The organism is Cyanobacterium sp. HL-69, from assembly GCA_002813895.1.
GTDB lineage: Bacteria > Cyanobacteriota > Cyanobacteriia > Cyanobacteriales > Cyanobacteriaceae > Cyanobacterium.
In genome coordinates this window covers 3,041,661-3,054,324 of sequence record CP024912.1, presented here as the reverse complement: position 1 = coordinate 3,054,324, position 12,664 = coordinate 3,041,661, and the positions used below count along the sequence as shown (strand labels likewise).

8 protein-coding genes are annotated in these 12,664 nt (G+C 27.9%); 2 read left to right on the top strand and 6 right to left on the bottom strand.

Annotated elements, in window-relative coordinates; all coding sequences use genetic code 11:
- Positions 1-61: 61 nt before the first annotated feature.
- A complete protein-coding gene (locus AA637_RS14210; RefSeq protein ID WP_446683299.1) occupies positions 62-2,281 on the top strand; it encodes a glycosyltransferase family protein in 2,220 nt (739 codons plus the stop codon).
- Positions 2,282-2,416: 135 nt separating this feature from the next.
- Positions 2,417-3,757: a class I SAM-dependent methyltransferase gene (locus tag AA637_RS14205; RefSeq protein ID WP_446683298.1), complete on the top strand. Its 1,341-nt coding sequence runs from the start codon at positions 2,417-2,419 to the stop codon at positions 3,755-3,757.
- Between the two features lie 126 nt (positions 3,758-3,883).
- Here AA637_RS14205 and AA637_RS14200 read toward each other — a convergent pair whose 3' ends face one another.
- The 6 genes from AA637_RS14200 to AA637_RS14175 form a co-directional block, all read right to left on the bottom strand.
- Complete coding sequence (locus AA637_RS14200) at positions 3,884-4,753, bottom strand: hypothetical protein (RefSeq protein ID WP_446683297.1); 870 nt, start codon at positions 4,751-4,753, stop codon at positions 3,884-3,886.
- Positions 4,754-4,763: 10 nt separating this feature from the next.
- A complete protein-coding gene (locus tag AA637_RS14195; protein ID WP_446683296.1) occupies positions 4,764-5,504 on the bottom strand; it encodes a class I SAM-dependent methyltransferase in 741 nt (246 codons plus the stop codon).
- 201 nt (positions 5,505-5,705) lie between these two features.
- Positions 5,706-6,905 (bottom strand): tetratricopeptide repeat protein, encoded by a 1,200-nt coding sequence (locus tag AA637_RS14190; protein WP_446683295.1) that lies wholly within the window; start codon positions 6,903-6,905, stop codon positions 5,706-5,708.
- A gap of 53 nt (positions 6,906-6,958) precedes the next feature.
- Positions 6,959-8,230, bottom strand: a complete 1,272-nt coding sequence (locus tag AA637_RS14185) for a class I SAM-dependent methyltransferase (protein ID WP_446683294.1) — start codon at positions 8,228-8,230, stop codon at positions 6,959-6,961.
- 134 nt (positions 8,231-8,364) lie between these two features.
- Complete coding sequence (locus AA637_RS14180; protein ID WP_446683293.1) at positions 8,365-10,728, bottom strand: O-linked N-acetylglucosamine transferase, SPINDLY family protein; 2,364 nt, start codon at positions 10,726-10,728, stop codon at positions 8,365-8,367.
- 9 nt (positions 10,729-10,737) lie between these two features.
- Positions 10,738-12,609, bottom strand: coding sequence for an O-linked N-acetylglucosamine transferase, SPINDLY family protein (locus AA637_RS14175; protein ID WP_446683292.1), 1,872 nt, complete (start codon positions 12,607-12,609; stop codon positions 10,738-10,740).
- Positions 12,610-12,664: the final 55 nt, after the last annotated feature.

The following is a 12,664-nucleotide window of genomic DNA, read 5'->3' as shown; positions in this document are numbered from 1 at the left end:
TATGCTTAACAATATTATAATTATTAGACATATAAAATAAATTGTTAATATTTCTTTTCCAATGGATTTATCAAAACAAAAAATACTTTACTCGCATCATTGGTCTTATGTTGAATGTCAAAGACATCCCATTTTTTCCCGTGATGAAATTTATATTACCAGTTACCCAGATCAAGCCGATAAAATTATTAATTTGCCTATAGGCACATCTTATGATGTAAAAGAAATACTGACAGAAAACTATCCGAATTGGCAACCAGATTTATTTATTGCCAAAGTCGATTCATTTTTTAACGTAATTCCTCGTAATGTCAAAGCCTTAGATTGCCCAAAAATACTAATTTTAGGGGATACTCAACACGGTGTAAAACCCTTAGAAAGAATGATAGAGTATGCTAAATCAGAAGAATATGACTTTTACATCACAGATCATAAACGTCATCATCTCTGGTATTATTACCTTGCTCGAATCCCTAATTTATACTGGCTACCCGGATTATTTCTCAATCCTCCTCAAGGTGATTTAAAAATCATTGACTTTGAGGATTCTACCATTGAACCAGATTTTTTTACAAATAAAATAATTTTTGTTGGACAAGCTAGTAAATTTCATCCCCGAAGAAAAGCAATACTTGAATATTTACATCAACAAATACCAAATTTTTGGTCTGGAAGACTATCTCAAAGAGACTCATTAAAAGCCTTTTCTCAAGCCCAAATCTCCTTAAATATTAGCTTAAATGGAGACTTAAACTTACGCTTTTTTGAGATTATTTCTGCAGGTGGTTTTTTGTTAACAGATACCCTTGCAGAAGAAGCAGGAATGAATCTGTTATTAGAGGAAGGAAAAGAATATGAATCTTTTGAGAATGTTGAACAATTAATCAACAAAATTAAATATTTTCTCCAATATCCCGAACTAATTGAAGAATATAAAAAAAGAAGCTATCAGAGATATTTAGAAAATTACGCTCCCGAAAAACATAAAGAAAATTTAGAAAACATTTTAGAAGAAAAATTCATAAACGAAATTTACTATAGCAATTTAATTCAAAGAATCAACTCTTTTTCCGAATCTCAATATGCACAAAAAAGAATAGAAATATATCAAACTGTACAATATATTCATAAATATACAGAAAATTTGACAATTTTTATTGATATTCAATTTTTTAATTGTTACGTAGAAGATTTTTTAGATTTACCAAGAATAACGGTATCCATTCTTAATTATATTCCCTATAATTTTGAAAAACTTATAGAATATCTTGGGACTTCAAAGAATTTACATAAGGTTAAATTTACTAATGATAAACATAATAATAACTATGATATTCTAATTATAGAATCAATCAATATAGACTTGTTTTTACAGGGAAATAAACAATATTTTACAGTCATTTCCAGCGATGATCATAGTTGGCAAGACATTTCTATTATTTTGAGAGAAGAATACCCTCATATAAAATTTACAGTTAATAAATACACAGATTTTTTTACTATCCATGTCGAAAGACAAAATATCTTAAAAGAGAAATTCACTGATAAAATCAAATTAACAGCAATTAACTATATAATCTTCCCTGACTGGCAAACCGATGAAGAAACATTAACCGAGGAATTATACAACCTTATCACTACCCTAGCCGAATACTCCCCCCTTAGTAAGGGGGGTTGGGGGGGATCAAATCTCCCCTCGCCCTCTGGGAGAGGGGTTGGGGGTGAGGGCATAATAACCCTCGTTATTGACACCACAGGCATCACCGAAGAAGACGCTAATTTATTCCTCTCTGGTATTGCCATGAATTTGATGATGGAGGAAGATTTAGACTTAGAAAACATCTTAGACTTTGCCCTAATTAATAACTTAAATGAACAACAATGGAGTCAACTACTCCCAAAAATAACAGCAAAAATAACCGTTGAAAATGAAAGTCAAGAAATCATTAATCAACTTAATCTTGAGGATTTAGTTACTATTAATGGTAATGGTAATAACTATGCTATCTTTCCTGATTGGAAGGCGGATCAAGAAAAATTAGCCTCAGAAATTTCTCAAGTATTAATAAATCTTTCTGAAGAAGAAAGTCACACTTTATTAGTTAATCTTAATAATGCAGATCAAGAAGAAGTAGGCTTGTTTTTTTCAGAAATAGCCATGAATTTAATGTTAAGTGAGGGAGTAGAATTATCAGATAATTTACATATTAATTTTGTAAATTTTACTCTTGATCAGTGGCAAAGTCTAGGAGGATTAGTTAAGGATAAATTAAGTATTTAAAATATTTAATTGTTCTACTCAATAGAAAAAGCGAATCCATATTTATAAAAATTATGTCATTTTGCATAGACCTAATTGTTATAATTAGTTCGTGGTAAAACTAAAAAATAACTATTAATTTTTAAATTTCATTATATGAATCAAGACAACACAAAATCATTACAGGAACAATATGACAATCTGCCCTATCCACAAATTCCCATCGAACAATCTCCCGAAGAATATTATGACACTTTATTTATTCATGATTTAACCACCTCTTATTATTTATCCCAACAAAAAATAATTGATACTAAGGATAAAGTTATTTTAGATGCAGGATGCGGTAGCGGATGGACTTCTTTATTTTTAGCTTATGCCAATCCGGGGGCAAAAATTATCGGGATTGATTTATCTCCAAAATCTGTAGAAGTTGCGAAAACAAGATTAAATCATCATGGTTTTACTAACTCCGAATTTTATGCTCTTTCCATAGAAGATATTGACAAATTAAATTATCGTTTTGACTATATTAACTGTGATGAAGTTATTTATTTATTACCTGATGCTGAAAAAGTATTAAAACTATTTCAATCTTTACTTAATGAGCAAGGAATTATTAGGGTTAATTTTCATAGTTATTATCAAAGGTTTAACTTTTTTAGGTTACAAAAATTATTTAAAAATATGGGTTTAATGGATAGTAACCCAGATGATTTAGAAGTTGAGTTAGTAAAAGAAACTTTCAATAGTTTAAATGATTCTGTGGGGGCGAAGCAATTATGGAAAAATAAATTTGCTTCCATGGCTTTACCTCCTCAAAAACAGAAACAATCTATTTTAGTTAACTATCTTTTACAAGGGGATAAAGGGTTTACTATTCCTCAAGTATTAGAGATGTTAAAGTCTTCCCATTTGAGTTTTTTGAGTATGGTAATGTGGAGAAAATGGAATATTCGAGATTTATTTCAGAATCCTGATAGCTTACCCGATATTTGGGAGTTGGGTCTGGGGGAGGTTTCCCATGAAGAGGAATTGTCTCTTTATGAATTATTAAACCCTATTCATCGTTTAATTGATTTTTGGTGTATTAATAATAATATTCAATCTTCTATAAATCCTGTGATTAATTGGGATAAAAAAGATTGGGAAACAGCTAAAATTTCTTTACATCCTCGCTTAAGATATAAGAAAATAAAAGAGGACTTATTAAAAGCTATTAAAACTAAACAATCCTTTCTTTTTAATCGTTATATTTCGTTTCCTGCTAAGGGAAATATTGACATCGAAAGTGATATTGCTAGTTGTTTAATTATTCTTTGGGAAAAAGATAATGTTACCTTAGAGGAGTTAGTTAAACGTTGGTTAATTATTCAGCCAAATGATTTAGTTTCTTTACAACCAAAGTCTATGGAATTGGCTTATGATGAGTTGATTAATGTTATTGTTAGATTGGAAAATTTTCTATATATTTTGGTTGAAAAAGTTGGGGAATAAATGGATTTATATGGAGCAATTATGAAACATTATTTCTCTTATTTTTCTGTAAAAATTTATAGGATAAGTTATTTATATTTTATTTTATATAATTGTCTTATTTACTAAATATAGTATTGTTTGATATTAAATAAATTCTACAAGATATTGTGCTAGACTTTTTGTGGTTAAATACTTTTTTGTATAGTTTAACAAACTTTCAAAACTGGTCAAATAGTTGTCTAAATCTAAACTTTCTGTTTCTAAATAATGGTCAGCAATTTGCATTAGTTTTAAAACCTCATAACGAGGAAATCTGTGCATAGTTAGATACGGTAATTCTCTAATATCAAGAAAATAAGGGGCGCATCCTTGATCACTAATTTCATAGTGTCGTAAACAATCCCACCCTGCTTTTTTCATAGTAATTCCGAAAAAACTTTCTTGGTATTGTTGATAATATGCTTTTTCTGTATCGTAAACATAAGTAGTTTTATCTGTTGGATTACAAGGGGCAAAAAAATTTATTTTTTCTAAATTATCTATATTTTTAATAATTTTTTCCTCTGGAATAGCAAAATGGATGGGAAATAAATACCTATTTTCTTGATATAATTCTCGCTTAAAATATTTTCCCCTTGTTAAAAGATAATTTAAATTTGTCGGTTGATCTTCTCCATTGATAAAAAAAATTTTATCAGGACTATAAATATTCAATACTAAAGGTAGATAATCTTGACATCTTTGAATACTGCCATAGATAATTAGGTCAAAATATTTTTTAATAATTTTTGATTCTATATTTGTTCTATCAATTGAAATATCTTCTAATAAACCATATAAAGTAAATCCTCTACCATATAATTTTTTTTTCGCTTCTTCTGGAAAACTTTTATACATATACGAAATTTTATTTACATCTACTATGTCATCTCCAAAAAGTAAACGTAGTCCGTGAAAAAGGGAATCGCATTGATATTCTGGTAAATTTCCTTGAGAAATAAACAAAATTTTCATAACTCAAATTTTATAAAGTATTTTCAAAAGCAAAATTCATTAAATATAATTCGGTGGAAAAAGTATGCATAATTAAATCTCTTGCTTTGATAAAAGATAATGCACTAATTTTTGATAGTTCTTCTACTATATCATCATAGTTATCTACTAAAAATTGAGACTCAGGATTAAGGTTCGTAATAATAGCTAAACCTGTTGGATAAGAGTCTAAAATGGTTATATTTAAGTCAGGGCGATATTTTCTTAAACCTATTATTAAACGCCAAATATCTCCTGTCCAGTCTATTGTAACCCTAGCTCGACTACTTTCAGAAAAACAACGGGGCAAAATATCATGAATTAATATGTAACTATTATTATGACTATATTTTTCCGTATTAATAAAGTCTCTAAGGGCAAATTCAAATAAGTGCATTCCATCAATAAATGCCAAGTCTATTTTCTCTTTTTGAAATAAATTATCTGCATCTTCTTGAAAAAATAAATCGCTAGTTTTCTGATGAATAAGATATTGATTATTATTGGTAATTTTAGGATTAGGATCAACTCCAATAATTCTATTATTTGCAAACTTTAATGAATCGCCATGACTTACTCCTATTTCTAAATAAGTTTGCGGATTTAATATTTCATGAAAGGTGCTTAATACTTCAAGATAAATGTTTCCTACTACGGGTAGATAAGTTTTTTTGTCTATTTCTTGATCAATCAATTTAAGATAATTAGGAAAGTCGTATTCAATATATTCCATTGTTGTAAAATAGTTTTAGTTTAATTTCAAAACATTTTAATTATGATATATAGAAATTGTAATATAGCAATTATCATGGTTACGGGGTACAAAATGATCCCCCTAAATCTCCCTTAATAAGGGGGACTTGAGAATAATAAATGTATCTCATAATTATAAAAAATGCTATATATTTCATATTATAATAATTACCATCCCTATTTAAAATAATAAACTGTTAATATATACCTTAATTTTATCTACTAATTTTTGATTATTTGATTGTAAATGTTTATTTAATTCTTGACGTAGTATTTGGATTAGTTTTTCTTGTAATAAGTGTAATTCATACTCGTTCTGTTCTTTATCATCAATAAATGAATATAAAATTAATTCTGCGGTTAGGTCATCTCCATTATATAAGAAGCCTAAAGCAAGATAAACATTACTTTCTAAACAGTCTGGATCAATTTGTAAACTTTGTTCATAGAGTGCGATCGCCCCTTGATAATTACCTTGATGAAAAGCATTTTTGGCCTGATTTTTACGATAAAAATCTTTAATAAACTGGTGGTTATTATTATGAGAAATAGAGTTAATTAAAGGATTTAAGTATTCTTTTAATGAACAATCTTTAAATAAATGATAACCATTTTTAGAAATAATTTCTCGTTCTTTATCTCTGCTTAAATAATCTAGGCAAGTAGAAACTAAATTTTCATATGGACAAAAGACTAAACCTCCCTGAAAATATTTTTCTTCCTCAGAATTACTGCTTCTTTCAGAAATCACAAAAATTTGATTGGCTAACAAATGAGATACCCTAACGATTTCAAAAACCTGAGCTTCATAAAAGTGCATATTTAAAACAATTTTACTTCTGGAAATATAACGATTTCTTTCTTTTCCATAAACTCCAAAAAGTGCTTTAACTTTTATTCCTTTTGCTTCTAAACTATCAATAATTTTTTGACGACGTTCATTAATTGAGCCATAAAACAACACATCAATATCTTGATTATCATTTTGAGGAATGTTCGTTAGGCAGGGATGGTAGCCTATGGGTAAATGTTGAACTTTGTTAATACCCCATTTTCTTAATTGGGCGATGTTTGATAAACTGTAATCCCAGATAGGATATTGATATAGGTAATCGAGATAACCTGATTGTATCCAAGGGGATTGGGGGTAGATTTGTTCAAGGTTATAAATAATTGAATTAGGGGGTAATTCAATCTGATTCGGGTAAAGTAAATTATTAACTCCCAAAATGATATATTGGCGATCGCACTGTGCCAAATTATCTGTTAAAATGCTGTCGAAACCCATATCTTGTAAGGTATAGTGAATCGCTTCCTGAGTTTCTAGCAAACATTTATGGTGAAGTTTTGACTTAATAAGGGCGATCGCAAACTTTTTCATTATACTTCATGATCAATAGGGTAATTAAATTTGATTGTGCATAAATGTAATAACTATTTATAACCTTTTGCCCATAAGTCGAGATTTTGACCTTTTGTAACCTTTACATCGTGAAAACCTTGTTTTAGTATTTTTTCGGTCAAAGTTTCTTGAGTAAAACCAGTATTGTGTGCCATATAGTAATTACCTCTTGCTAAAGCTGTACCTAAACCATACAAAATATCAATAGCACAAATAGGTCCGGCAGGAGAAATATAAAGGGGATTCTCTAAATTTCCCGAAGCGACATGAGTTGCAACTTGTTGTATATCGGGTAAAGTAATCATGATAAAACCGCCATTTTTTAAAACTCTTTTAAATTCAGCAAGGGCGATGGGTACTTCAAAATTATAGATATGTTCTAAGTTATGGGAAGAATAAACCGCATCTACACTATTATCAGGAACACCGCTTAAATCAGTAATAGTACCAATAATATCAGGTTGTACGTTAGGGTTAATATCTAAGCGAATTTCTACCCAGTCGTCTCCTCGAAAATCTTGGGGTAAAGCATTAGGATTAGAAGGACCACAACCCACATGAAGAAGGGTTTTTTTATGATTTTCTGTTGCCTGATCAAGTTTAGTTAATCCTGCGTTATTGATTCTTTTAATTTGTTTACTAATTACATTATTTCGATACAGCAAAATTACTAATTCTTGCTCCATGAAATGATAAGATTTTGTTTCTGGACTGACAACTAATAATTCGTGAATATTGTCACTATTATTAAAGTTGTGAAAATCAGAAATAGCATTTTTTGTTGCTTCATTTTCTGTCTGAGAAATTATGATAAAGGCTTCCTCTGCTAATAATGGTCTGATATTCATTAAAGCTAACAGTATTTCTCGATAAGATCTATTTCCATTTAGGTGAAATAAACCTATTTTATCTTCGCTATTTAAAGACTGTAAATCTTCACAAAAACTTGTCACATCTCCTTCATAAATGCAAACTTGATCACTATAGTTGGATGATTCAAAGGTATAATTAACATCATCAATATTAATAGTTTCATTATCAATAATTCCGTAGGCCATTAATTGAGGATTACTTTCTAAAATAGGAATTAAAGTAGTGCTAGATTGTTTTAATATTTCGCAATATATTTCGTTTTCTTCTAAACAACTAATAGCGGTATTAAGTAACAAAAAAATATAGGGATTAATAGCACTATCAACTTTATTTAAAATAGAAGCTATCTGAACTTTTTTCGCTTCGATAGATTCAAGATTATCAAAATCAAATATTTCGGGAATCAGTTGTAAAAATTTTTGACTATCCATGGGTTATTATTAAAAGTTATTTTTTTGAATAGATTAATCAATGGCTCGATATTAAAAATATCCCCCAGTGTATTCACAATGGGATAAATATAATACTCTAATTGGAATTGAGGAACTGTAATTTTTAGTTTTGATCAATTATTATTGACGGTATCTAAATAGAAGGTTTCTAGGGCTTTAACCGAAGTTAAATCTTCATATAATAAATTAATATTTCTCCTTATTTTATCACTTATTTTTTGTCTTAATTCATTATTAGTACCAAGGGCGATCGCCTTTATTATATAATCTTCTACATTATCAGCAACAGTATCTGTCACTTGAATCATTTTTAAAATACCCTCTGATTGTCGAGTGCGGAAGAATTCACCTGAATGGGTAATAACAGGTAAGAAAAACTCTAAAGCATCGAGGGTAGAATTAAATCCTGTAAAGCCAATAGTATCAAGAAATATGTCACAACTTTTTAATAACTGTTTGTAATCTTTGGAATTTTTAATAGTCGGTAAAAATATACAATAATCTTGCCAATCTAATTGATAGTTACTAAAACTTTGTTTAATTCTTTCCCATAACTGAGGCGTAATTTTATCGTTGTTATTATTAATTCTGGGATGAATAAAAACAAATTGACAATGTTTTACTTTTTTTGCTATTTCTGAATAGACATAATCATATTGTGGTAAATATTTGGAACAATATTGAGAAGAAATATAAATAATATTTTCATGCTTCAAGTTAAATTTAGCTTTATCTTTATCTACTTCTGAGTTTTTTGAAGAATAATAAATGCTTAGATTAGGTAATTTAATTAATTTTTCTGAGTAATGATTATTAGTATTATTTTTTTCAATTAATTCACTAGAAATAAAATAGTCAATAGTAGGAATTCCTGATGTGATAGGGTGAAGCCAAGTAACACATTGAATCGGAGCTAAATTTAATCCTGCTAATTGAGACATTCTGGGATACATACTTAAGTCCAAGAATACTAAAAAATCTAGCTCATTATCTTTTATTGTTTGAGCAATAATTTCGATATTAGTATCATCTTTAAAATGATAAAATTTCTTACTATGCCGTTTAAATTCTTGGGTTATTTTATCTTCAGAAAAATCCCCCAAATAATAACAGTAAATTTCAAATTTATTTTGATTATGATATTTTATCCATCCTAAGGATAATTTGCCCACAACATGGGATCTTAAGCAGTAAGAAATATAACCTATTCTTATTTTTTCTGGATGTTTATTTTTTTTAAGTGGTTGACAATAGCTAGGATAGTTAATTGTCATTACTTTATGAATGAAATTACCATACAATATTTGTAATTCTAGGTCATTTTGAGCTTGATAATGTGAATGATAGTTAGTGTGAGTATCTATTAATTGTAAAGCAAATAAACTATTATTTTTTATATCTAAATTTATCTCAGATATTTTTTGTAAAAATCTTGTTAAACTCTGGCGATAATTATTTATTTCCTCTTCTTTTTGATATACAAAAGGTAAGATGCGATCGCACTCTAGGGAAGCAAATAAATTGTAAGGCAATAAAGAACAATTATGACGAGCAAAATTAATAGATTCTTGAATATAATTAAAAGAGCGAATATTGTTAACTATCCACAAAAAGTTTTCATAAGTTGGGCTAATTTTTAGAGCTTGATTATAATAATCTAAGGCTAAGGTAATTCTATCACTTTTTAAATATAAATTACCTAAATTAAGGCAAGTACCAAAGTATTTATTATCAACATTAAATGCTAATAGATAATATTTTTCTGCTTGTTTTATTTGATTATTATTTAATAGTAGATTTCCTAAATTATTATAGCTATCCAGATGGTTAGGATTTAATTTAATAGATTGTTGATATAATTTTATTGCATCTTCAATATTATTAACTTTTTCTAAAAATATTGCTCCATAATAGAAGTTAAGATAATTTTCAGGTTCAGAATTAATCCCTTGTAAAATAGCTTGATAAGCCTGTATATATTCTGATAATTGATAATGAATTAAAGATAAGTCTTGCCATATATAACTTTGATTATCTTCAAATTTAATAATTAATTGATATTGATGTTTAGCGTCGTTAAGTAAACCATTTTTACTTAATTTTATGGCTTCTTCAATCCAGTTTTTAATAAGATTATTGGATTTTAACTGTAATTGTTTGTAATGAGGTGCGATCGCCCTTAAACTTCCATATGCTAAAACAGCGGGGTTAAAGCGATTATAATTAATCAAACCTACGATTACTTGATCCAAAACTGTAATTAGTACATCAAAATATTCTGGGTTTTCTTGAGTGAACAGATAAAACCAAGTTGTCTGTGCTTCCAGTTGATTTTCATTTAATAAATATGCTAGACCTAAATAGATATAATTAACATAACTTTCTGAATTTTTTTCTAGCTTTTGTTCATAAAAAGTAACCAATTCATTATAATTGTCACATTCTAAAAATGTTTCAATGGCAGATTTTTGATTCATTTTTCTACATTAAATTTCATGGGTAACAATATTCGTCAAAAATTTTTCTAATCCTTGAATACAATCTAAATCATAGAACAATTTATGTTTATTTTTTTTCATTTTATTAATTATTTTTTGTCTCCATTGCAAATTATTTCCTAGTTTTATCGCCATCTCGATATACTCTTTTTCTGAATAAGTAATAGTCTCTTTCACATCAATCATTTTTAAAATTCCGTAAGAATGTCTGCCTCTCATAAACTCTCCTGGATAAGTTACAACGGGCAAATCACAACTAACAGCTAATCTACAAGTATTATCAGCTGACCAAGTAAATGTATCCAAAAAAATATCTCCCACCATATGTAAACTCATAAATTTTTCTTCATTTAAACGAGGTAAAATAATACAATAGTCATGATAGTTTAAATGATATTTAGCGAAGGCTTTTTTTAATCTTTTTCTAAATAAATGATTAACATATTTACTAATGGGGAATTCAATAAAAATAAATTTAGCTAAAGGAATTTGAGTAGCAATTTCAGGGTAAATATAATCAAATTGTGGTAAATATTTAAATAAAGATTGAGTGGATAAATAAAGGATAGAATTATGATCAAAACCAAATGTTTCTCTGTTTGTCACTTTTTTTGGTAAATTTATATCTTCTAAATAAAAACCATTATTTGGTAACAAAATGAGCTTTTCTGTATAATAATTTTTACTATTCTCCGTTTCCATTAACTCTCTGGATATGTAATAATCTATGGTGGATAAACCAGAAGTAATTGGATGCCCAAAAGTAACACACTGAATTGATACTAAACGAATACTTGCCAAAATATTCGTAATAGGTTTCATTCCTATATCTGTATAAATTAAAACATTTAACTGATCTTTGTTAATTGTTTCTATAGTTGTTTTCAAGTCTGATGAACAAAAATAAAAATTGTCACTATATTTGATAAATTCTTTTGTTATATAATCTTCTGTAATTTCTAAGTAGTAACAATTAATAATAAACTTGTTTTTATCTAAAGACTTAATCCATCCTAATGCCCAATTAGCTCCATTATGATCTCTAAAATGACAAGAAATAATACCTATCTTAATTCTTCTTTTTTTATCATTGTTTACTTTATATTTGCTAGTTGTAGCAAAATTAGCTTTAGTAATTTTTTCTAATAAATCGCCATACTTTTTTTGAATCTTGAGATCATTTTTACCTTGATATTGAAGATAAAAATTTGTACTTAAACTAATAGCCGTTAAAGCAATTTTTTTCTCCATTTCATTTTTTAGACACAAATTTTGAGAGATATTATCTAAATGCTCAGTAAATCTTTTTCTATAAAACTCTATTTCTTCTTCACTTTCATAAATAATTGGTAATATTTTGGCATTTTCTAACTGAAAAATTATATTATCAGGATTTAATTTTAAACCTTGTTCAGCAAAGGCGATCGCCTCTTTTGCCCTACCATTATTCTTAAGAAATTGAACCATCGCCAAATATAAATTTTGCTCGAAAGGGAATTTTTTAATACCTTGCTTCAAGATTAAAAATAGTTCTTCGTGACGATATTGTTTCGCTAAAAATTGAGCATATTCTAAATAAATAGCATGATCTGAATAATTAGAATTGATTAGATGCTTAAAAATAATTTCTGCTTCTTCTTGATTATTTATTTGTAAATTTAAATCAAGTAAACATTTATAATTGAGTAAATTATCTTCATCTAAAGTGATCAACTGTTCATAAAATAATTTAGCTTCTTGATAATAATTTGATATAACTAATTCTCTTGCTAATTTGTGGATAAAATATACTAATTCTTGAGTTGTTTTGTCTATATCATCACTTTCCCACAACACCGACATCCATATAGATTGAGCCATATCTATTTGATTATTTAATAAATAAGCAGCACTTAAACACCAATAATTATTTATT